Origin of the sequence: Lentzea xinjiangensis (genome assembly GCF_900110955.1) — a bacterium.
GTDB lineage: Bacteria > Actinomycetota > Actinomycetes > Mycobacteriales > Pseudonocardiaceae > Lentzea > Lentzea xinjiangensis.
In genome coordinates, this window is sequence record NZ_FOFR01000006.1 from 76,117 (window position 1) to 97,909 (window position 21,793).

At 71.2% G+C, this 21,793-nt stretch carries 21 protein-coding genes; 8 read left to right on the plus strand and 13 right to left on the minus strand.

All coding sequences use genetic code 11. The annotated features are described in order from the left end of the window. Positions 1–164: 164 nt before the first annotated feature. From BMW88_RS15585 to BMW88_RS15595, 3 genes are all read right to left on the minus strand, one after another. Positions 165–1,271 (minus strand): Glu/Leu/Phe/Val dehydrogenase family protein, encoded by a 1,107-nt coding sequence (locus tag BMW88_RS15585; protein WP_089951430.1) that lies wholly within the window; start codon positions 1,269–1,271, stop codon positions 165–167. Continuing rightward, complete coding sequence (locus BMW88_RS15590) at positions 1,268–1,690, minus strand: DUF2000 domain-containing protein (protein ID WP_089951431.1); 423 nt, start codon at positions 1,688–1,690, stop codon at positions 1,268–1,270. Before BMW88_RS15590 ends, BMW88_RS15585 begins: the two co-directional genes overlap by 4 nt. A gap of 200 nt (positions 1,691–1,890) precedes the next feature. Further along, positions 1,891–3,084, minus strand: coding sequence for an alpha/beta hydrolase family protein (locus BMW88_RS15595; RefSeq protein ID WP_143116092.1), 1,194 nt, complete (start codon positions 3,082–3,084; stop codon positions 1,891–1,893). A 352-nt stretch (positions 3,085–3,436) separates the two neighbouring features. Here BMW88_RS15595 and BMW88_RS15600 point away from each other — a divergent pair, with 352 nt between their 5' ends. The 4 genes from BMW88_RS15600 (at position 3,437) to BMW88_RS15615 (ending at position 7,129) form a co-directional block, all read left to right on the plus strand. Beyond that, positions 3,437–4,405 carry an AraC family transcriptional regulator gene (locus BMW88_RS15600; protein ID WP_089951433.1) on the plus strand — a complete coding sequence of 323 codons (969 nt, stop codon included), beginning with the start codon at positions 3,437–3,439 and terminating at the stop codon, positions 4,403–4,405. A gap of 81 nt (positions 4,406–4,486) precedes the next feature. Then, positions 4,487–5,224: an SDR family oxidoreductase gene (locus BMW88_RS15605; protein WP_089951434.1), complete on the plus strand. Its 738-nt coding sequence runs from the start codon at positions 4,487–4,489 to the stop codon at positions 5,222–5,224. 207 nt (positions 5,225–5,431) lie between these two features. Further along, a complete protein-coding gene (locus BMW88_RS15610) occupies positions 5,432–6,469 on the plus strand; it encodes a hypothetical protein (RefSeq protein WP_143116093.1) in 1,038 nt (345 codons plus the stop codon). Positions 6,470–6,631: 162 nt separating this feature from the next. Beyond that, positions 6,632–7,129, plus strand: coding sequence for an MOSC domain-containing protein (locus BMW88_RS15615; RefSeq protein ID WP_089951436.1), 498 nt, complete (start codon positions 6,632–6,634; stop codon positions 7,127–7,129). A 30-nt stretch (positions 7,130–7,159) separates the two neighbouring features. On the opposite strand, the gene BMW88_RS15620 is transcribed toward BMW88_RS15615, so the two are convergent. Next, positions 7,160–8,032 (minus strand): SDR family NAD(P)-dependent oxidoreductase, encoded by an 873-nt coding sequence (locus tag BMW88_RS15620; protein WP_089951437.1) that lies wholly within the window; start codon positions 8,030–8,032, stop codon positions 7,160–7,162. Then, positions 8,032–8,757 (minus strand): SDR family oxidoreductase, encoded by a 726-nt coding sequence (locus BMW88_RS15625; RefSeq protein ID WP_089951438.1) that lies wholly within the window; start codon positions 8,755–8,757, stop codon positions 8,032–8,034. Before BMW88_RS15625 ends, BMW88_RS15620 begins: the two co-directional genes overlap by 1 nt. A 93-nt stretch (positions 8,758–8,850) precedes the next feature. On the opposite strand from BMW88_RS15625, the gene BMW88_RS15630 reads away from it, so the two are divergent. Then, the gene (locus BMW88_RS15630; protein WP_089951439.1) at positions 8,851–9,522 is read left to right on the plus strand and encodes a TetR/AcrR family transcriptional regulator; all 672 of its coding nucleotides are present in this window, start codon (positions 8,851–8,853) and stop codon (positions 9,520–9,522) included. A 51-nt stretch (positions 9,523–9,573) separates the two neighbouring features. On the opposite strand, the gene BMW88_RS15635 is transcribed toward BMW88_RS15630, so the two are convergent. Beyond that, a complete protein-coding gene (locus tag BMW88_RS15635) occupies positions 9,574–10,323 on the minus strand; it encodes an NPP1 family protein (protein WP_218148076.1) in 750 nt (249 codons plus the stop codon). A gap of 447 nt (positions 10,324–10,770) precedes the next feature. On the opposite strand from BMW88_RS15635, the gene argG reads away from it, so the two are divergent. Further along, positions 10,771–12,216: an argininosuccinate synthase gene (gene argG, locus BMW88_RS15640; RefSeq protein ID WP_089951441.1), complete on the plus strand. Its 1,446-nt coding sequence runs from the start codon at positions 10,771–10,773 to the stop codon at positions 12,214–12,216. 51 nt (positions 12,217–12,267) lie between these two features. Here argG and BMW88_RS15645 read toward each other — a convergent pair whose 3' ends face one another. Beyond that, positions 12,268–12,768, minus strand: coding sequence for a hypothetical protein (locus BMW88_RS15645; RefSeq protein WP_089951442.1), 501 nt, complete (start codon positions 12,766–12,768; stop codon positions 12,268–12,270). Between the two features lie 71 nt (positions 12,769–12,839). Here BMW88_RS15645 and BMW88_RS15650 point away from each other — a divergent pair, with 71 nt between their 5' ends. Continuing rightward, complete coding sequence (locus BMW88_RS15650; RefSeq protein ID WP_089951443.1) at positions 12,840–13,496, plus strand: YwqG family protein; 657 nt, start codon at positions 12,840–12,842, stop codon at positions 13,494–13,496. A 17-nt stretch (positions 13,497–13,513) separates the two neighbouring features. Here the strand turns inward: BMW88_RS15650 and BMW88_RS15655 are convergent, their stop codons facing one another. Genes BMW88_RS15655 through BMW88_RS15660 form a run of 3 tightly spaced genes read right to left on the minus strand, consistent with a single transcriptional unit; the run spans position 13,514 to position 16,561 of the window. After that, positions 13,514–14,830, minus strand: coding sequence for a tannase/feruloyl esterase family alpha/beta hydrolase (locus tag BMW88_RS15655; protein WP_245777846.1), 1,317 nt, complete (start codon positions 14,828–14,830; stop codon positions 13,514–13,516). Between the two features lie 6 nt (positions 14,831–14,836). Next, positions 14,837–15,160, minus strand: a complete 324-nt coding sequence (locus tag BMW88_RS43270) for a tannase/feruloyl esterase family alpha/beta hydrolase (protein ID WP_245777806.1) — start codon at positions 15,158–15,160, stop codon at positions 14,837–14,839. A 12-nt stretch (positions 15,161–15,172) separates the two neighbouring features. After that, positions 15,173–16,561 carry an MFS transporter gene (locus BMW88_RS15660; protein WP_089951444.1) on the minus strand — a complete coding sequence of 463 codons (1,389 nt, stop codon included), beginning with the start codon at positions 16,559–16,561 and terminating at the stop codon, positions 15,173–15,175. A 144-nt stretch (positions 16,562–16,705) separates the two neighbouring features. Here BMW88_RS15660 and BMW88_RS15665 point away from each other — a divergent pair, with 144 nt between their 5' ends. Then, entirely contained in the window at positions 16,706–18,496 is a 1,791-nt protein-coding gene (locus BMW88_RS15665) for a helix-turn-helix domain-containing protein (protein WP_245777807.1), read from the plus strand. Here BMW88_RS15665 and BMW88_RS15670 read toward each other — a convergent pair. The 3 genes from BMW88_RS15670 to BMW88_RS15680 are packed head-to-tail and all read right to left on the minus strand — an operon-like array spanning position 18,493 to position 21,788. Next, positions 18,493–19,938, minus strand: a complete 1,446-nt coding sequence (locus BMW88_RS15670; RefSeq protein WP_342715081.1) for an FAD-binding oxidoreductase — start codon at positions 19,936–19,938, stop codon at positions 18,493–18,495. The two genes, BMW88_RS15665 and BMW88_RS15670, sit on opposite strands and share 4 nt — an antisense overlap. Positions 19,939–19,995: 57 nt before the next feature. After that, positions 19,996–20,937: a quinone oxidoreductase family protein gene (locus BMW88_RS15675; protein WP_089951447.1), complete on the minus strand. Its 942-nt coding sequence runs from the start codon at positions 20,935–20,937 to the stop codon at positions 19,996–19,998. Beyond that, positions 20,922–21,788: a dioxygenase family protein gene (locus BMW88_RS15680; protein WP_089951448.1), complete on the minus strand. Its 867-nt coding sequence runs from the start codon at positions 21,786–21,788 to the stop codon at positions 20,922–20,924. Before BMW88_RS15680 ends, BMW88_RS15675 begins: the two co-directional genes overlap by 16 nt. Positions 21,789–21,793: the final 5 nt, after the last annotated feature.

Genomic DNA, 21,793 nt, shown 5'->3' on the forward strand with positions numbered 1-21,793 from the left:
CGGGAGAGGCCAGGGCTGGAGGCAGGACAGCACGCCGTTCGGGAAGCCGAGGGCGGTGGTGTCGCGGACGTCTTCGTCGACGACGGCGGACTTGCCCTTGCAGCCCGGCTCCGGCCAGATCTTGACCGGAACGCGGTCAGGTGCGTCGCGCTTGAGATCGCGGCTCAGCGGGGAACACGGCGACCTGAGCGCACTTGTGGAGCGTGGGCGGCGGGTGTCCCGTTCACACGGCCTTCGAGCCGGGCGTCGACCAGGTCGCGGGCGGCTTGCAGCGGTGTGATGCCACGGCGTTCGGCGTCGGCGAGCACCGAGGTCAAGCGCGGTCCGATGCCGCGGACGCGCTCTTGGGCCTCGGCGGCGGTGAGGCCGTGCAGCTCGCGGCTGACCGAGGCGATGATGCCGCCGCCGCTGACGATGACGTCCGGGGCCCACAACACGCCGCGGTCGTGCAGGAGTGCCGCGGTGGAGTCGTGGTCGAGCTGGTTGTTCGCGGCGCCGGCGACAGCGTGGCAGTGCAGCCCGCCGACGGAGGCCGGGGTGAGGATCCCGCCGACCGCGCACGGGACCACGACGTCCACCTCGGCGCGCAGGGCTTGGTCCGGGGTGACCCACCGGGCTCCCCAGCGTTCGGCGAGGTCCCGGCGGCCGGGATCGATGTCGGCGACGGTCAGCGCTGCTCCGCGCGCGGCCAGCCAGTCGCCGACGACCGCGCCGACGTGACCCAGGCCGATCACGGAGAAGCTCAGCGTCGACAGGTCTGTTCCCGGCCACCGGTGTGCGCACACGGCCTCGAGCGAAGCGGTGACGCCCAGTGCGGTGGGGACGGAGGAGTCGCCGCTGCCGCCCTCGGCCTCCGGGCGGCAGAGGACGTGGCGGGTGCGGCTGTGCAACCGGGCCATGTCCTGCGGGCTCGTGCCGATGTCGGGACCGGTGATGTACGTGCCGTCGAAGGTTTCGACGACATCGGCGATGTCGTCGAGCAGGTCGGCTCGCCGAGGCCCTGTCCAGTCGGCGGAGGACGTGTCGTCGAGCGCCACCACGGTCTTGCCGCCGCCGTGGTCGAGACCGGCGAGCGCGGCCTTCTCCGTCATCGCCGCGGACAGCCGCAGCACGTCGTCGAGGCCCTCGCGCCAGGACGGGTAGGACTTGATCCGGCATCCGCCCAAGGCCGGACCGAGCCGGGTGGAATCGGCGCTGACGATGATCGTCTGGCCTGAGCGCGGCCCACGGTCGATCCGGACCCGTTCGGCGGTGATGCGCGCGGCGCTCATGCGTCCGCTCCCAGCAGCGGCAGCCGCCTGGTCAGCGACGAGACGAGGCTGCGCGGCCCGAAGACGGCCACGGCGACCTGGTGGACGTCCTCGCCCGGCGTCTGCGACAACGCGCTCAGGTAGTCGTCGTAGTCGCGGGCTCGGCGGGCGACGTCGTTGAAGCCCACCACGGTCAGCCCGGCTGCTCCTCGCGCCCGGCGGTGCAGGTCCTCGAGTTCGGTGGCCGAGGCGGTCAGCACAGGGACGGGGTGGGGGTTGAGCCCGGCGTGCACGCCACCGGAAGCGTCCTCGCCGTCCTCAGCGAGCAGGTGCGGCACCCGGCTGCCCGTGCTCAGCCCGACGACGACCGCCGCGTTCACCGCTTCTCCCAGGCCGAGGCCGGACCGGACAACCAACACCATCTTGGTCGGTAGAGCCACTGATCACTCCTCTGAATGGCTGGCTTTCAGCGGCGAGGCTAGACAAATGGCTGATTGAACGGTGGTAATCCGATCATGCGATCGGATTGTGTGGGACTGCGGCCGCGCGGGTGAACTTGGTTCGGCGATCAGCGCCCTTCGGCGAACGGATGCGCGGTGCTCGGGCGCTGCCCACCCCAGCGCTCGAGCGGGTCGTCCGGTCAGCGCGGCAGACGCCGGGCGAGGAAGTCCAGGAGGTCCTCGCCGGAGGCCTTGATCAGGCTGAAGTGGTCGGCGCCGGGGTAGATCCGGTAATCGATCGGCGATCCGTTCTGCCGGGCGGTCGCCACGAACGGGGTGACGACCTCCTCGAAGACGAACGCGTCGTTCGTGCCCTGTGCGATGAACGTCGGCTTGCGCAAGGCGAAACGTGGATCGGCGCCCGGATCGCTGATGGCGAGGAAGTTCCGCATGGCCTCGTTCGCGGCCCAGTCGGGGTGGTACCCCGCGAAGCTGCCGGGCTTGGCCTCGACCGCCTGCCTGATGACCGCGTTGGCACCCACCGAGCACTGGGCGGCGAACCGCGGCAGCACCTCCGCCAGGTGGGGGCCCATGATCGTGGTCGGGTCGAAGGGCTGGCGCGCGGCCAGTCCGACAGCCATCAGCGCGACGTTGAACTGCGCGTTGACGCGCCCGTTCGCGGCGGTGACGGGGTCGGGCGACGTCTGCGCGTCCCGCTCGAACGCCGCGACCTGCTTCGGGATCGAGGTGAACGGCGCGAGGGCCGCGGTACCTGCGAAGCGCAGTTCCGGGGCCTCCCCGGCGTGGGCTTCGACGCCCAGCACCGCATGACCGCCGTCGGAGTGGCCGACGGCGACGTAGCTGTTCGACAGCGTTCGTTCGGCCTGGCGAGCGGCCTGCACGCCGGTGATCAGCGAACGGGCGAGGCTGTCCGCGCTGTAGTAGGGCAGAGGCGTGGTGGCGCGCGGGCCGAGTCCCTCGAAGTCGGGTGCGACCACGGCGTACCCGGCATTGACCAGGTGCCCGAGCTCCCAGGCGTAGTCGCTCGCGAAGCCATCGCGGGTCAAGCCACCGTCGAGGTCGTCAGGGGTGAGGCTGGGCGCGCAGTCCTTGTTGCCCGGAGTGGTGGTGCCGTGCGCCCAGGCGACCACCGGCCATCCACCGCGTGGAGCCTTGCCGCGCGGGGTGAACAGCAGGGTGGTCGCTGTGGTCCGGCCGCCGGTCACGGTCGGCATGGTGTGCACGAGCAGGCGGGCATCGGCGTTGAACCACGCCGGTTCGGGGTGCGGCGTGCTCGAGATCAAGACCGGACGGGACGCACCCGGCGCCGGCGCGGACGACGCCGTCGCCGGGGCCGTCAACGCGGGAATCGCGGCCAAGATCACGGTGAGCATCGCGAACACCCTGGTTCGGGGTCGCGCCGTGGGTCCTTTCACTTCTGGCCTTTCTGTGGTGGTTGCCGCCGGTGCGCGAACCTGCGCCGGACATCGGCGGGAGGGGCACGTGAAGCCGGGTCGATCGGCCTTGCTCTCCCGGCGAAGAACGAACACCTCGACGTTAAAACGGGGAACCGGCGACGGCGATGATCCTGTGTGTCATGGATGTGGCCGTTCGTGTCACGGCTCCCGCGACGGGGAAGCGCCGAGACCGGCGGTACGGCCCGAGGCAGGCAGGTCCGCGCTGTGACCGTCGCCACGTTGCCGCTCCGCCGGTATCGCCGTCATCCCCGGCGTTGTTCACCGACGCATGGACGTTCTCGCCGACGTGCTGCGCGTCTCGGGCGCCCGTGGCTCGCTGGGCACGCGCACCGCGGCCGGCGGAAGGTGGGGGCTCTGGCTCGACGACTTCCCCGGACCCGCACTGCACGCGATCGCGAACGGCAACGCCTGGCTCGCGATCTCCGGCCGAGCACCGACGCAGCTGCGGGCAGGTGACGTCGTCCTGCTCCCGCCGGGCACCCGGCACGGTCTTTCGAGCGCGCCCGGTGTGCACATGGGTACTTGTGACGCGGCGGCCGCCAAGGTGGTGCGAGACCGCGGTGACCGCGTCGTGTTCGGCACCTCGCCGCCCGAGACCGAGCTGATCACCGTTCACTACGAGCAAGATCCCGAGGTGAGGTCACCTGTTCTCGAGGTGCTCGGCGAGCCCGTGTCCGTCTCGGCTCGGTGCAACTCGTCGTTGGCCGGGGTCATCAGCCTGCTCGCCCACGAGCTGAGCCGTCCCGGCATCGGCACCGTCGCGGCGGTGAACAGCCTGACCGACCTGCTGCTGGTCCAGCTCATCCGCTCCCGGCTGGACGCGCGGTCCGGACCGCACGGCGCCTCGTGGCTCGGCGCCACTGCGGACCCCGTCGTGCGGGACGCTCTCGAAGCGATCCACGCCGCCCCGGAAAAGCCTTGGACCACGACGAGTCTGGCTCACCACATCGCGGTCTCCCGGGCCACGCTGGCCCGCCGCTTCCCCCACGCGCTCGGCCAGCCTCCGGGGGAGTACCTGGCGCAGTGGCGCATGAACCTCGCCGCCCTGCGTCTGCGCGACACCGACGAACCGGTCGAAATCGTCGCCAAAGCCGTTGGCTACTCCTCATCCCACGCCTTCAGCCGTGCGTTCAAACGGCTTCGGGGAAGCGCTCCGGGTGAGTACCGGATCGCGGCACGCCTTCGGTGTGACAGCAGCCGCGACGGGTTCACAGGAAGTCCTTTTCGGACGCTGTAACCTCCGCCACTTCCGGTAGAACCTGACACCGGTGTCAGGTTCTAGCCTTCGGTCAGAACCGACAACCGGAAGGACAGCACGATGGACATCGAGGGATCGGTCGCCTTGGTCACCGGGGCCAACCGCGGCCTCGGCAAGGAGTTCGTCAGCCAGTTGCTCGCGCGCGGCGCCAGGAAGGTCTACGCCGCCGCCCGTGACGTCAGCACCATCACGACGCCGGATGTCGTGCCCGTGGAGCTGGACCTGCTCGACGCCGAGACCGTCGAACGGGCGGCGCGGCAGGCCGGGGACGTGACCCTGCTCGTCAACAACGCCGGGATCGCCACGGGCCAGAACCTCGTCCGCGGTGACCTGGCCCGGATCCGCCGGGAGATGGAGACGCACTTCTTCGGCACGCTCGGCGTCACCCGCGCGTTCGCCGACGTCCTCGGCCGCAACGGCGGTGGGGCCGTCGTCAACGTCCTGTCGGCCCTGTCCTGGTTCTCCTGGGACGGCGCCACGTCGTACTCGGCGGCGAAGGCGGCGGAGTGGAGCCTGACCGCCGGCACCCGCGTCGAGCTCGCCGGCCAGGGCACGCAGGTGCTGGGGCTGCACCTCGGCGCGGCCGACACCGACATGATGGCCGGCTACGAGGGCCCCTTGCTCAAGACGAGCGACATCGTGAGGGCGGCGCTCGACGGCTTGGCCGGCGGTGCCGCGGAAGTCCTCGTCGACGAGTGGAGCCGCACGACGAAGGCCGGCCTCGCCGAGGACCCGGCCGAGTTCTACGCGAAGGTCGCCGCGACCTTCGCCGCCGACCCCGCCGGGGCCGCGAGCTGAACGACGAACCACCACGACCGATCTGCCGATCCGGTGACGGTGCGCCGTCGGCTGGATGTGTGCCGACCTGTCCACGACTATGTGTCGTGACAGGAACGATGGACCGTTGGGCTGGCGTGCGGGTGTCGCCGGGACTACGCGTGATCGAACTCGCGCACGGATCACAACGATGATCACCTGGCGCGTCACCGGAGAATGGGGCGAGCCATGCGCAAGTTTTCCCGTCGATCAGCCATTGGTCTGACATCGGCGGCTGTCGTCTCGACGCTCATGCCGAAGCCGGCGAATTCAGCGGTCGGCAACGTGCATGCTGTCATGAGGGGGATGGACGGCGAGCTCTACCACGCGATAGGGGTCCTGGGGGCGAGGGCGGACTCGTGGTCGGCATTCGGCGACGTGACCGCCACTTCGGCCGGCGATCCAGGCGCAGTGCGAGATGTGGCCGCCGCCGTGGTCAACGGCGAATTGCACGTGGTCGTGATGACGGATCCCGGTGGACTCATGCACACGATTCGCCACGCCCACGGCGGATGGTCGCCGTTCCGGGACGTCAAGACCACGAATGCCGGACACCTGTACGGAGTCTGGGCGGTGTCCATGGCCGCCATCGGCAACGAACTGCACTTGGTCGTGGTGACTATCGACCCGTTCGGGCTCCACCACACGATCAGGTACCCGGACGGCGGTTGGTCCCGCTTCGACAACGTGCGGAACGCAGTCGCCAGCACACCGAAACTACCCACCGATGTAGCGGTTGCGAGCGCCGGTCGAGAGCTTCACGTCCTGGTCACCGAACCCACGAACTTCGGTCTCTGGCACGCGATTCGACGTGCCGACGCGGCGGGCACCTGGACGGAGTTCGGCGACGTCCAGGCAGCTTCGCAGAACTACCCTCAACGAGAGCCGCTCAGGGTCGGATGCGCCGTTGCGGACGGTAGGCTGTACGTGGTCGCCCTCACTGACCTCAGCCCGATCTACACCTCTCGTGACCCAGTCGACGGGTCCTGGGAGAAAGCGCGAGGGCTTGCGGCGATCGTGCCCGTACCGGGCTCGTTCTTCGACATCTCGGCCACTGGCAGTGGAGAACGCCTCCACCTCGCCGGACCGGCTTCAGACTGGCGTCTGTGGTTCGCCCACCGCTACAAGCCGATTTCGGGAACTGAACCGTGGCGCGGGTTTTACGCGGTTCAACCCTATCCGGGCAACTTCGTCGGGGTCAGCCGCGTTTCCCTCGCTGTCGAATGAGCACCGTCGTGTGCTCCGAAGGTGGATGTCCGGCAACGTGATGGCTGCGATGCCGCGGATCCGTGCCGTGGGGTAACGGCACCGGTGCTGCTAGCCTCCTGATCATGACTTCCTGGGTGCGGACGGGGAAGCGGCCGGGCAAGGTCGTCGCGTGAGGCCTGGATGGCAACCCGGCGAGAAGTAGAGGTCGTCGCGCTGCACGTCTCACCCGTGCACGCCTACGAGGGCCGTCCGTCGGACGGCCCTCTCCCCGATCCAGGACCCGTCGGGCACGACCACGTGACCGTGCGGGCAGGGCTCGGCATCGTCGGCGACCGCTATTTCAACCACCCGGCGCACCGCAACGCCGCCGTCACGCTGATCGCGGCCGAGTCGCTCGACCCGTGGCCGGTGGACCCGCTGGTGGCGCGGCGCAACGTCGTGGTGCGGGGGTTCGACGTGGACTCGCTGGCGCGAGGCGCGGTGTTCAGCCTCGACACCGGCGACGGGCCGGTGCGGTTCGAGGTGCACCGGCCGGCGAGCCCGTGCGCCTGGATGGACGTCGTCATCGCTCCTGGGGCTTTCAAGGCGTTGCGCGGCAAGGGCGGCATCCGCTGCGTACCGCTCGGCGACGGGGTGCTGCGGGTCGGGAAGGCGGAGCTGGTCGTGGTGGGCTGGTGAAGTGACCGCGTCCGCGCTCCTCGCCCACCGCTAGACCAGGTCGGCCAGCTCCACCCGCCGCAGGAACTCCGCCCGGACCCGGTCCGCCACCGCGTTGACGACCTCGGCGCCGTCCGACGAGGGATCGACGTGCACGCGGAACGGGGGCTTCGCGGCGCACACCACGTCCACGATCGCGTCGGCCACGTCGCCCGCGTCGGCCCACGGCGGTTCCAGCTCGGCCAAGCGGGCGCCCACCTGCTCCACCAGGCCGGGGTAGAGCTCCTCGTAGGCCGCGGCCACGCTGTCGTCGGCGGGCGTGCCGCTGTGCGCGAAGTGGTTGGTGCCGCGCGTGAACGCGCCCGGCACGACGATCGTGGTCTCGATGCCGAACCGCAGCAGCTCGGCGCGGTACGAGACCGCCACGGCGTCCATCGCGGCCTTCGCGGCGAAGTACGGGGCGAGGTACGGGGGAGTGCCGCCGCGGGTCGAGGTGCTGCCGACCCACACGACGTGGCCGGAGCGCTGACCGCGCAGGTGCGGGAGCGCCGCGCGGTTGACCCGCTGCGTGCCGAGGACGTTCACGTCGTACAGCGCCGCGTACTGCTCGGGGGTGAAGGCCTCGGCCGGGCCGGTGACCATGTGGCCCGCGTTGTGCACCACCACGTCGAGACGTCCCTGCTCCGCGATGATCGACGCGATGGCGGCGTCCGCGGACTCCTGCGACTGCACGTCGAGCTCGACGGCGTGCAGGTCCGCCCCGTGTTCGGAGGCGTAGGCGGCGAGCTCGGCGACGGCGCCGGCGTTGCGGCCGGTGGTCTCCCGCATGCCCGCGTAGACCGTGTGGCCGACGAGACCCAGCTGCCGGACCGCCAACGCCCCGAAACCGCTGGATGCGCCCGTGACGACGATGATCTTGCCCATCAGATGATGCCTCCGTTCGCGCGGATGGTCTGGCCGTTGATCCAGCGGGCCGGGCCCGCGAGGAAGGAGACGACCTCGGAGATGTCCTCGGGCACGCCGATGCGCTCCAGCGGGGCCTGCTTCGCGAGGTTGGCCACGGTCTCCTCGTCCTTGCCCTCCAGGAACAGCGCCGTGGCGGTGGGACCGGGGGCGACGGTGTTCACGGTGATGTCGCGGCCACGCAGCTCGCGGGCCAGCACGAGGGTCAGCGCCTCGACGCCGCCCTTCGACATGGCGTAGGCGCCGTACTGCGGGAACCGCAGGCCCACGACCGACGACGAGACGTTGATGATCGCGCCGCCGGTGCGCAGGCGGCGTGCGGCCTGCTGCGACACGACGAACGTGCCACGCGCGTTGGTGCGCATGATGCGGTCGAAGACCTCGAGATCCATCTCCGCGACCGTGCCCAACGGCATGATGCCCGCCGAGTTCACGACGACGTCCACGCCGCCGAACGTCTGCTCGGCCACGTCGAACGCGGCGGCGACGGCGTTCTCGTCACCCACGTCGGCCTGCGCGGCGACGGCCTGGCCACCGGATGCCTTGATCCCCTCGACGGTCTTGCCGGCCTCGGTCTGGTTACCGGCGTACACGATGACCACGGCCATCCCGTCGGCGGCCAGGCGCTCGGCGGCAGCCCGTCCGATGCCCCTCGATCCGCCCGTGACGATCGCAACGCGAGTCATGTCGATGCTCCTAGCTCCTGTTTCCGTCGATAACAGATTCAACGTAGCATCGATACCGAATCAGCGCTACCGGCATCGTGTTATCGTCGCTACATGGACACGAGGGAACGGTTGGTGAAAGCGGCGGCGGAGCTGCTCATCGAGGGTGGCAAGGAGGCTGTCTCCACGCGCGCGGTGGCGTCCGCGGCGGGGGTGCAGGCGCCGACGCTCTACCGGCTGTTCGGGGACAAGGACGGCCTGCTGGACGCCGTCGCCACCTACGGCTTCTCCGGTTACCTCGAGAGCAAGCACGCGATGGGCGTGGGTGACGACCCGGTCGACGACCTGCGTCGCGGGTTCGACCTGCACATCGGGTTCGGCCTGGCGCGGCCCGCGTTCTACCTGCTGATGTACGGGGAGCCGCGGAAGAGGGCGGCGCGGCTGGAGGCGGACGCGATGCTCCGCGCGATCATCAGCCGCATCGCGGCGGCGGGCCGGTTGACGGTGCCGGTCGAGCAGGCCGCGCAGTACGTGCACGCGGCGGGCATGGGCGTCGTGCTGGCGCTGATCGCGACACCGGAGGACGAGCGCGACCTGGGGCTGGTCGAGTTCTCGCGCGAGCAGGTGGTCAGGGCGATCACGGCGGACGCCTCACCTCGGGGTGCGACGGACATCCCGAGCCGCGCGATCGCGCTGCGGACGGCACTGCAGGAGGACCCGCCGCCGGCGTTGTCCCCGGCGGAACGGGCCCTCCTGGCCGAGTGGCTCGACCGGGTCGCGAAGTGACCCAGCCGGCGAGGTGACCCGGCCGGCGAGGTGATCAGGCCGGCGAGGTGATCAGGCGTTGGGGTCGAAGGAGATCCCGGCCGGCTTGGCGATGCCCAGGTTGTGGTTGAACGCGCTGTCCTTGATCGCCAGCGACGCGCTGCCGAAGTCCGCGTTCACGAGCTTGTCGCGCACCCCGGCCGGGAATCGGTTCCAGCTCACCAGGTCGGGGTACTGGTAGACGCCGTAGTGGTTCTCCGCCTGCTCACCCGCGCCCGCCAGCCGGAAGCAGTGCGTGCTGACGCCGTCCTTGTGGTAGATGATCTTGGCGTGGGTGCCCTCCCACTGGACGTTGCCACGCGGGTGCGTCTTGTACTTGCCGTGCTCCGAGGTCGAGACGTACTGGGCGACGTCGTTCTGCACCCAGATGATCACGTGCTCGATGTCGTGGCGGTGGCCGCAGCAGTCCCAGCCCGGCACGGCCTGGTCCTTCTCGAAGTACAGGTCGTAGAGGTAGGCGCACCAGCCGTTGTTGCACTTGGACCGGCTGTAGGAGTTGGTGTTGTCCAGGTCGGACCGGTCGTGGCAGTTGCCGTTCAGGGCGCCGGAGTTGTTCAGGCCCGGCGCGATCTGCCCGGTCGGGGAGATCGCCGGGGTGGGGTAGCAGCCGTCGCCGTCGTAGTCGAAGGCCGGCTGCCACTTGCCGTCGGCCTCCTCGTAGCTGGCCGGGATGGCGGCGGGCGGGTCGGCGAGCGCGACACCGGGGAACAGGGCGGTGATCAGCAGCGCGCCGGCCAGTGCGGACAGGAGCTTCTTCCTCAACAGGGGCCTCGATTCCGGGGAGCAGGGGAGCGGAGAGGCTTGCGAGGCAGAAGGTGGTACATGAACCGTGTTCGCGTCCAGCCAGTTCGCCGAATCTTCGCCGTACCGGGAATTTCACAGCTCGGCGGCGGAACCGGTCATGGGTCCCGGCTGTCGGTCCGTTGCCGCAGCGTGGCGTGTGTGCGGTGGAGCATCAGGACGAATTTCGGCAACGCCCGCTCCACTCCGGCGTAACGGGGAATTCCGTGGTTCCCGCCGGGTGTGATCCACAAGTGTTCACCTCGAGATCCGGTCACATCCGCGCGCGGAGCCGACCTCGCGGCACCCTCTGAACATGACCGCCTTCCGATCCGCCTCGGGGTGCCGCACCCCGGTCACGAGCGGCACGGCTGGGTCACGGGCACCCCGGCTGTGCATGCCCATACATCGTCGTGCATAATTCTCATCGTGTCCAAGGTGCTCACTTCACTTCCGGCCGGCGAACGCGTCGGCATCGCCTTCTCCGGTGGTCTCGACACCTCCGTCGCGGTCGCGTGGATGCGTGAGAAGGGCGCTGTGCCCTGCACGTACACCGCGGACATCGGTCAGTACGACGAGCCCGAGATCGACACCGTCCCCAGCCGCGCCGGCACGTACGGCGCCGAGATCGCGCGCCTGGTCGACTGCCGTGCCGCGCTCGTCGAGGAGGGGCTCGCGGCACTGGCGTGCGGCGCGTTCCACATCCGCTCCGGTGGCCGCGCGTACTTCAACACCACCCCGCTCGGGCGTGCGGTCACGGGCACGATGCTCGTGCGCGCCATGCTCGACGACGACGTCCAGATCTGGGGCGACGGCTCCACCTACAAGGGCAACGACATCGAGCGGTTCTACCGCTACGGCCTGCTCGCGAACCCGTCGCTGCGGATCTACAAGCCGTGGCTCGACTCGGCCTTCGTGACCGAGCTCGGTGGTCGCAAGGAGATGTCCGAGTGGCTGCAGGAACGCGGCCTGCCCTACCGCGCCAGCACCGAGAAGGCCTACTCGACCGACGCGAACATCTGGGGCGCGACGCACGAGGCCAAGTCGCTCGAGCTGCTCAACGAGGGCATCGAGATCGTCGAGCCCATCATGGGCGTCAAGTTCTGGGACCCGTCGGTCGAGATCGCGACCGAGGACGTGACCGTCGGCTTCGACCAGGGCCGCCCGGTCACCATCAACGGCAAGGAGTTCGGCGACTCCGTCGACCTCGTGCTGGAGGCGAACGCGATCGGCGGGCGCCACGGTCTCGGCATGTCCGACCAGATCGAGAACCGCATCATCGAGGCCAAGAGCCGCGGCATCTACGAGGCGCCCGGCATGGCGTTGCTCTACATCGCCTACGACCGCCTGGTGAACGCGATCCACAACGAGGACACCGTCGCCGCGTACCACAACGAGGGCCGCAAGCTCGGCCGTCTGCTGTACGAGGGCCGCTGGCTCGACCCGCAGTCGCTGATGCTGCGCGAGTCGCTGCAGCGCTGGGTCGGCTCCGCGGTCACCGGCGAGGTGACGCTGCGGCTGCGCCGGGGCGACGACTACTCGATCCTCGACACGTCCGGCCCGGCGTTCAGCTACCACCCGGACAAGCTGTCGATGGAACGCACCGAGGACTCGGCCTTCGGCCCCGTCGACCGCATCGGCCAGCTCACCATGCGCAACCTCGACATCGCGGACTCGCGGGCCAAGCTGGAGCTCTTCGCGGGCCTCGGCATGGTCGGCACCCGCCAGTCGGCGCTCATCGCGGCCCAGGTCGAGCCGACCAAGCTGATCGGCGACGTGCCCGACGGCGGCGCCGAGGTCATCGCCTCGCGCGGTGAGGTCTCGGAGGCCGACGCGCTGCTCGACGCCGCGGCGATCGAGTCCGGCACCGACTGAACCGGACCCGGCTGAAACCGGCAGGTGGGCGGGGCGAACGCCCCGCCCACGTCAGGTCTGCGGCCACATCGAGTAGATGAGGTTGTCGGCGTCGGCGCACACGACCTGGGGCAGCAGCCCTTCGGCGACCTGGTTGCACGACATCGGCCCGATCACGACCGGGGGCAGGCCCGCCTTGGGCTCGGAGCGTTCGGCGTAGTAGTCGACGAGCACCGCCGCGGCCTGGTCGCAGTTCAGCCGCCCCTTCGGAGTCTCCACCACGACGGCCAGCATCGGCTTGCCCAGGGCGCCGGTGAAGGGCCGGTCGCAGAACTGCGAGGGCAGGCCCTCGTACTGCTCGGGAGGCACGCCGTTCAGGGCGGTGACCCCGCCTGCCGTGGTGGTGGTGGTGGTGGTCGTCGTCGGCGGCCGGGTCGTCTTGCTCGTCTCCCGCGTGCTCGTCTCGTCGGAAGTGGGCGACGCGGTGCCCGACCGGGAACCGGACCCGGTGATCTCCGCGGTGCAGCCCGCCACGAGGACGGCGAGGAGCGCGGGTGTGATCAAGAACCTCATGCCTGCGTGGTCGGTACCGGTCTCACTATCGTTACCCCGCCGCGGTGGCCCGGCGACTAGCCTTGCGGTTTGTGTCGATCACGGATGAGCAGGCGCGTCCGGCGGTGCTGCTGAACCCCCTGGAAGGCGACCCGACGGACGCCGACAGCCACATCGGCGGGCCGATGCTGTGGCCGATCGACGAGCCGTGGCCGCACTGCGACGGCGCCGCGCACGATCCCGCGAGCGGCGGCGAGCCGTTCGTCGGCGCCGTGCAGCTCTACCGGCGGGACTTCCCGGAGGTGCCGTTCCCGGAGGGCACGGACCTGCTCCAGGTGTTCCTCTGCACGCTGCACCACGACCTGCCGCACGCCTACGGCCCGGACGTGCGGCTCGTGTGGCGCGACTCCACGACGGTCTTCGAGCTGATCGAGGAGGAGCCCGAACCGCACGCGCAGGTGGAGGCCTACGTTCCGACGGTCAACGTGCTCGAGCCGATCCGGTACACCGAGCACGCCGACAAGGTCTCCGGCGGCACGAAGATCGGTGGCTGGACCGCGTGGTGGCAGAGCGGCCCGGTCGAGTTCACGTGCCCGGACTGCGGCGCCGAGCAGCGCCAGACGCTGTCGCTCGCGACGCACGAGCCGTCCGGTGACGACGTCGAGTGGGAGTTCGGCCGCGAGGGCAACCTGAACATCTTCACGTGCGTCCGGGACGTCCGGCACCCGATCGGCGTGCACGTCGACTGAGTGACGGCACGCCCACGTCAGCGCGCGCAGACGAAGCTCGCCGCGCTGTCCGGGTCACCGGAGCGGTACCGGGGCCAGCCCGGGTACTCGCACAACGGCCGGGTGCGGTCGTGGGTGATGTCGGTGACGACCGGGTCCCGCGGCGGCTGCCCGCTCCCGGCCCAGCGTTCGAGCGCGGTCAGCGAGTCCCAGCCGGCGGCGAACGCCGGCGTGCCGAAGTTCGCGTGGTTGGCGCCGGGCACGAGGTAGTACCGCAGGAACTCCCGTGTCTTCTCCGGGCCCAGCAGAGCGCGCACGCGCTGGTAGTAGTCGTTCGTCGACCGGTGCGAGACCAGTTCGTCCGCCGCGCCGTGCAGCATCAGCAGCTTGCCGCCGGAGCGCGCGAACGGTCCCAGGTCGGCGTTGTTGCGGTCCTGGACGGTGGAGAGGTGGCTGATCCGGTCGAGCCACCTGCCGGGGCGCCGGGGGTCCACGTCGAGCGGGCTGTGGCCGGGGTCGCGGGTCAGGAAGTGCTTGACCCACTGGTCCCAGTACTGCATGCCGTAGCCGCTCGTGGCCGGCATGGCGTTGGCCGGCGCCGTCGTGCCGAACCCGAGGAACGGCGTCCGCATGTCCGCTCCCGACAGGAACGGGAAGCCGGGGTACTGGGTCTCGCCGCTCGCGACCCGGTACGGCCACCGGAACGGCGTGGACATCGCGGTCACGGCCCCGACCTGGGGATCGGACAGGCAGGCCGGGCCGGTGTCGGCGCCGTCGGGGCAGCGCAGCACCCGCGGGTCGAAGTGACAGGCGCTCTCGTTCGAGACGACCCCGTCCGCGACGCCGTCCAGGCCGTCGCACGCGGCGATCACACTGTCGTACAACAACTTCTGCTTCTCGGCGCCGGGGAACGCGCCGGGGCGGGACAGGACGTGCGTCAGGTAGCCGAGGTCCAGGACCTCCGCCAGGTTGTTCCACGCGGGGTAGCCCGAGATCACGCCGTCGAACGCCCGTGGCCACCGCTGCGCGACGACCAGCGCTTCCCGGCCGCCGGTCGAGCCGCCGGCGAAGTACACCTCGGTGGGTGTGCGCCCGTAGGCCCGCCGGACGAGGAACAGGCTCGCGTCGTGCGTCTTCTTCAGCGCGTCACCGGCGGCGAAGTTCCGCACCGCCTCGTCGTTGACGCCGAACGAGCCGTCCAGCGACGGAACGGCCGCCGGACCCTGCTGGTGGCCCGAGTCGCTCGCGAACGTCACGTAGTGGCGGGCCAGCGGCGCCGGCTGGTCCGCGGCGGCGAACGGCACGTTGCCCGTGAGGGCGGGAACGGTGCCGTTGTAGCCGCCGCCACCGAACATCAACGCCTAGCGGTTCCACCCGTGCGGCAGCGCGACCCGCATCTTGATGGCGGGTGCCGCCGGGTCGACGGGGTGCAGGTCGGCGTCGACCTGGCAGTACTCGATCGTCTGTCCACTCACGACAGCGCTGGTGGTGGTGGCCGCCGTGACGCGGCCGCCGGTCGTGGGGAGGCTCATCACCGAGGCGGGAATCCTCAGCCGGTCCAGCGCGGCGCAGGCCGGAACGGTCCTGCCGGGCGACGAGGCGGCGGAGCCGGCGGCGAGAAGAGCGGTGCCCGGCAGCAGGACCGCGACCGCGAGCAGGGCGAGTGGGCGAGGTGGTGTCCGCACGCTGGGTTCCTTTCAGCGGTAGAGGTGGGTGCCGGGAACGGCCTGCGGGTCCTCGCGGATCTCGGCGGGGTTCGTCTCGGGCAGGAACCACGCGCTGACGAACGTGATCAGCCCCATGACGGCGATGTAGGCGGCGACCGGGACGGTGCTGCCGGTCTCCGCGATGAGCGCCGTCATGAGGAACGGCGTGCCACCGCTGATGATGATCGCGGAGAGCTGGTAGGACAGCGACGCCCCGGAGTAGCGGACGTTGGGCGCGAACAGCTCGCCGAGGAAGCTCGCGATCGGGCCGTAGGTGAGGCACTGGAACGTGAAGCCCACGACCACGGCGACGAAGATGAGCGGCAGTGACGCGGTGTTGACGAGCCCGAAGTACGGGAAGGCCCAGAGCGCGACGCCCAGGCCGCCGACGAGGATCAGCGGCCGGCGCCCGATCCGGTCGGAGAGGTGACCGGCCCAGGGCAGGACCGCGAGCATCGCCACCGAGCTGAGCAGCACCACCGCGAGCAGCGGGTCGCGGTCGAGCTTGAGGGTGGTGGTGCCGTAGTTCAGCAGTCCGGCGATGCTGACGTAGAAGAGGCTGTTGGTGGCGGAGAGGATGCCGCAGCCGAGCAGGATCGTTCCCCACCTGGTCCGGATGACGCTCGCCAGCGGGGCGCGGACCACGGCCCGCTCCGGCTTCGAGACCTCCTGCCGCAGCGCGCGGAACTCCGGGGTGTCCTCCACCTTGGCCTGGATGTAGAGGACCACCGCGAACATCACGACGCTGACCAGGAAGGGGATCCGCCAGCCCCAGCTCAGGAAGGCGTCGTCCGGCATCAGGCCGCTGGCGGCGACGAAGATCAGGTTCGAGATGATCACGGCGACGAAGACGCTGGTCTGGCCGAAGGTCCCGGCGAACCCGCGCCGCTTGGGACTCGCGGACTCGGTGAGCAGCAGCATGATGCCGCCCCACTGGCCGCCGGCCGCGAGGCCCTGCAGGAAGCGCAGCGTCACCAGCAGGATCGGCGCCAGCGCGCCCACGGACGACGCGCCGGGCAGGCAGCCGATCAGGAAGGTCGCGGCCCCCATGAGCGCGAGGCAGGTGACGACGACCGGCTTGCGCCCGTACTTGTCACCGAAGTGCCCGGCGAGCACCCCGCCGACCGGGCGCGCCACGAAGCCCGCCCAGAACGTGCTGAAGGCGAGCAGGGTGCCGGTCAGCGCGGAGGACTGCGGGAAGAACACCTTGGGGAACACCAGCGCGGCGGCCGTGCCGTAGAGGAAGAAGTCGTACCACTCGATCGAGCTGCCGATCAGCCCCACGGTCAGCAGCTTGCGGAAACCTCGGCGGCGAGTCGCGGACGAGGCGGCGTCGGACTGCGCGGACTGCTCGTCGGGCTGGGCGATGGGGGTTGCCATACAGGCCGCCTTCGTCGGTAGCGCTGGCAGATGGTGTCGGCCATGTTAGGACGGCGTTACGCTGTGGCTGAGGTCTGCATCACACACGCCTGGCACAGGTTCGGTGGACGTTTCTCCCACCTGGCGCCGAGGAGGGACGGCACCGTGGCCATCGACTCGAACGGCGAGACCGAGTCGCACGCGCTCGTGCGCCGGCAGCGCGAACTGGCGTCGTTGTACGCCACGGCGAAGTCCCTCACCGCGCTGGGCGAGCTGGACGACGTGCTGCAGTCGATCGTCCGCCACGCCCACGACCTGATGGGCACGGACTTCACGTACCTGTCACTGGTCGCGGACGGCAGGCTGTCGGCCAGAGCCGCGGAGGGGACGATCTCCGCCGCCTTCCTCACCGCGACCATCCCGGCCGGCGTGGGGCTCGGCGGCAAGGTGCTGGCCACCCGGCGGCCGCAGTGGGTGCGCAACTACGCCGCGTCGACCCTGATCCACCACGATCCCGGCTTCGACCGCCTGGTCGTCACCGAGGACCTCGTCGCCCTCCTCGGTGTGCCCCTGGTGATCCGGGGCGAGGTGGTGGGCGCGCTGTTCGCCGCGGACCGCTCGGAGCGGTCGTTCCACGCCGGCGAGATCGCGCTGCTGAGCGCGTTCGCCGACCACGCCGCCGTGGCGCTGGACAACGCCCGTCTCTACGAGGAGAGCCGCGCCGCCCTGCGGGAGCTGCGGACCGCGTACCGCAAGATCGAGGAACACGTGTCCGTCGTCGAGCGGGCGCAGGCGATCCACGAAGCCCTGACCGGGGTGGTGCTGGAGGGCGGGACACCGGACGACGTCGCGCAGCTCCTCGCCGACCAGCTCGGCGGGTCCGTCACCCTGCTCGACCGGGCGGGCGCGGTGCTCGTCCGGCGTGACTCGGCGTCGAACCCGTGCCGGATCCCGGCGGAGCTCGACCTCGGTGACGTCGTCGAGAACGCACACCGCTCCGGCCGGTGCACCACCGCCGCCGGCACCGGCGGAGTCGCCCACAGCGTCGCCCCGGTCCAGGCGGGCGACAGCTACCTCGGCGCACTGGCGTGGAGCAGGGAGGCGGCCACCGGGCGCGGTGTCTCGGACGACATGGACCTGCGCACCCTGGAGCGGGCCACCCACATCCTGGGGTTGCTCATCCTCAAGGAGCGGGCCGTCGCGGACGCGAGCGAACGGCTGAGCGGGGAGCTGCTGACCGAGCTCATGGTCGGCAGCCCGGGCATCAGCGCGGCCCAGCGCGCCCGCACCCGCGCCAGGGGCATCGACGCCGACCGGCTGAACCTGGTGCTCGTCGCGGACTCGCCCGCGGTGCCGCCGACCGAGCTCGCGCGCCACCTGCACGACATCGCGAGGGACTGCGCGGGACTCGCGGGCGAGCACCTGGGCAGGGCCACGATGATCGTGCACAGCGCCGACGACGACCACACCGCCGAGGAGGTCCACCGCCGGCTGCGCCGCGCGCTGGGCGGCCCGGTCGTGGTCGTAGCGGAACGCGCGGTGCACCACGACTGGTCCCGCGCCTTCTCCCTCGCCGGGCGCTGCGGCGCGGTCGTGAGAGCGCTCGGGCACACCGACCTGGGCGCCACGACCGGCCGCTACGCCCTCTACGCGATGATCTTCGACACCGACCGCGCCCGCGAGCTCGACCGCTTCCTCGACCGCTCGGTCGGCCCGCTCGTCGACTACGACCGGCGGCGCGGCACCGACCTCGTCGGCACCCTCAGCGCCTACTACGGCCACCGCGCCAACGTCGCGGCGACCGCCCGCGCGTTGCACGTGCACGTCAACACGCTGCTCAAGCGGCTGGACCGGGTCAGCGACGTCCTCGGCGCCGACTGGCGCACCGAGAACGACCTGGAGCTGCAGCTCGGGCTGCGGCTGCACCGGCTCAGCGCGGTCGCCAGGGCGTCCTAGCGCGGCACCGCCTGGGCGAACGCGAACACCCGGTCCGGGTCGTACTTCGCGGCGACCTCCCGCAGCCGCGCGAGGTTGGTGCCGTAGTAGGCCTCGGCCCAGTTCGGCAGCTGCGGGTCGATGTAGTTGACGTAGCCGGTCGCGCCGACCAGCGCGCCGAGCCCGTCCCGCACCTGTCCCATCGCGCGGGCGGTCTCCGTCGCGCCCTCCGGCGGGGTCTTGAAGTAGATCTGGGCGCACGCGAGGGCGCTGCGGTGGGGGAACGCGGTGGCGTCCGGCGCGATGCCGGCCACCGCGCCACCCAGGCCGTCGAAGATCAGGTACGACTCGGTGGACTGGCCGGCCATCAGGTCCACGGCCTTGGCCGGGTCGGCGATCGGCTCGCGCACGATCCGCGAGGACGCCACGAACGACTCGTGCTCGATGCCGGTGCCCGCGAAGTACTGGGTGGCCTGGGGGTAGCTCTGCGCCTGGACGAACCGGGACGCGGGCGCCGGCAGGTCGTTCAGCAGCGAGGTGAGGCCGCCGGCGGGCCCGACGAAGCAGCCGTTGACCCGGCAGGTCGGCTGGGCGCCGCCGCGGACGACGACGTTGGACCACAGCTCGCCGGGCGCCTGCGCGAGCCAGCCCTGCCACGAGCCGAGCAGGTCCGCGACGGCACCGGCGCCGTAGTGGAGGGTGAACACGGTCACGGCGGACGCGGGCACGGTGGCGAACACGAGCTCGGTGACGATCCCGAAGTTGCCGCCACCACCGCCGCGCAACGCCCAGAACAGGTCGGGTTCCTGCTGCGCGGACGCGGTGACCAGGCGGCCGTCGGCCGTGACGACCTGCGCCGAGACCAGGTGGTCGCACGTCAGGCCGTGCTTGCGGGCCAGGATGCCGATGCCGCCGCCGAGCGTGAGGCCCGCGACGCCGACGGTCGGGCACGTGCCGACGGGCAGGCAGCGGCCGGAGGCGGCGAGAACGCGGGACACCTCGCCCAGTGTCGCGCCGCCGCCGACGCGGACCTGGTTGCCGGGCAGCACCTCGACGCCGGCCAGCCGGCTCAGGTCGACCTGCAGGCCGTTCTCCGGCGAGGAGTACCCGGCGTAGCTGTGGCCACCGGCGCGGGCGGCGATCGGCGCGCGGAGGCGGGCCACCTCGACACAGGCCCGCACGTCCTCCGCCGACGCGCACCGGGCGACGGCGGCGGGCGTGCGGCCGTTCCACACGGGGTTGAACCCCTGGTAGGTGAAGCTCTCCTCGCCCGGCAGCACCAGCCGGCCGGTCAGCCTGGACCGCAGAGTCGCCCAATCGGGTGGTCCACTCGGAACGGACGATGTGGACGGAGCGGGGGAAGGCGGCGGCGCCGGCACCGGAGTGGCCGGGGTGGAACAGGCGGCGAGCACCGCGCCCGCGCCGGCCAGTCCCGTGACCTTGAGAAACTCGCGCCTGTCCACGCACACCGCCCATCTCGTCCGATCAGTTCCCGGAGCGATCATGGCGCAGACGGCGGCTCAGCGCGGGACGAGCACGACCCGGCCGCTCGTGCGGCCCTCCGCCTGGCGCCGCCAGGCGTCGGCGACCTCGTCGAAGGGCACCGCCTCGTGGTCGACCGCGAGCACGCCCCGCGCCGCGTACCGGGCGATGGCGGTGATGGCGTCCGCCCGCTGCCGCGGCGTGAGCTCGTTGTTGGTGTAGCCGGACAGCCGCAACGACCGGCTGCGCAGCAGCGACGAGGTGACCGGACAGGTCTCGCCGGCCGAGGCGCCCAGGTTCACCCACCGGCCACCCGGCTTCAGCGCCGCGGCGGCCGCGGCGGCGGGCGCGCCGAAGAGCGGGTCGAGCAGGAGATCGGCGCCTTCCGCGGCCTCGGCGAACCGGTTCGTCACGTCGTCGGCGTCCAGTGCGACCACCGCGTCGGCACCGGCGCGCACCGCCCGGTCACGGCCTCGCGCGGACCGCGCCGCGGCCACCACGCGCCCGGCTCCCGCCAGCCGGGCGAGCTGGATCGCGGCCTGCCCGACCGCGCCCGTGCCGAGCACGATGGCGGTCTCGCCGGGCCGAAGCTCACCGCGCCAGGTCAGCGCCATGTGCGCGGCGACGGCGGACAGCCCGAGCGCGGCGAGCGCGACCGGGTCGGTTCCCTCCGGCAGGAGGACGAGGTCCTCCCTGCGTGCCAACGCCTTCGCGGCCATGCTCCCGTCGCCGGGGGCCATGCCCGCCGTCGTGGGGAACCACACCGCGCGCCCGTCGGCAGTCCCGACCCCCTGCACCCCGGGCACGTACGGTGCCGCGGGCACGCCGAAGTACGAGGTTCCCGTGGCGCACAGCAGGTCCAGCGGGGTGACGGGGGCGGCCAGCACGTCGACGACGACCTCGCCGGGTGCGGGCCGGGGCTCGTCCCGGTCGGCCCACGCCGGAGGCTGACCGGGACGAGTGATCAGTGCTGCGCGCACGGTTGCAGCACGAAGTCGTACCTGGCCTCGATCCACGGCACGTCGCACGTGGTGCCGTCGGGCGCGGTGCCGGGCTCGCGGTGCTCGAACCTGACCAGGAGCTCCTGCTTGGTGCCGAACACGACGTCGCTGTCGAGGTACTCGGCGCCCTCCTCGAACAGGTGCGTGATCAACGGCTCGTGGCCCTCGGCGGTGAGCAGGAAGTGGACGTGCGCGGGCCGGAAGTGGCTGATCGCCGTCTGCCCGATCAGCTCGCCGACCGGTCCGTCCATCGGGATCGAGTAGCCCTTCGGCGCGATGGTGCGCACGCAGTACGCGCCGTCCTCACGCGCGCGGTACTTCGCCCGCAGCCGCGCCTCGTCGACGTCGAGCTGCGCCTCGTAGGCCCCTTCGGCGTCGGCCTGCCAGACGTCCAGCACGGCGCCCGGCACCGGGCTGCCGTCGAGCGATCGGACGGTTCCGGTGACGTAGAGCGGGGTTCCCGTGACGTCGTCGGACATGTCGCCGCCGAAGCCGAGCTCGGGGGAGCCGTCGATGTGGAACGGCCCGAGCACGGTCGCCGGTGTCGCGCCGGGGGAGAACCGGTGGTTCATCTGCACGACGAGCATGCTCAGCCCGAGCACGTCGGAGGCGAGGATGAACTCCTCGCGCTTGGGGTCGCTGATCTGCCCGGTCGCGGTGAGCCACCGCACCGCGGCCATCCACTCGGCCTCGGTGAGCCGCACCTCGCGGGCGAAGTCGTGCAGGTGGCGGACGAGCGCGGTCATGAGCTGCGCGGTCCGCGGGTCCTTCGCGGTGGCCCAGCGCTCCTGCGCGAGAGCGGTGATGTTGTCTTCGGTGACGAGCTGCATTGCTC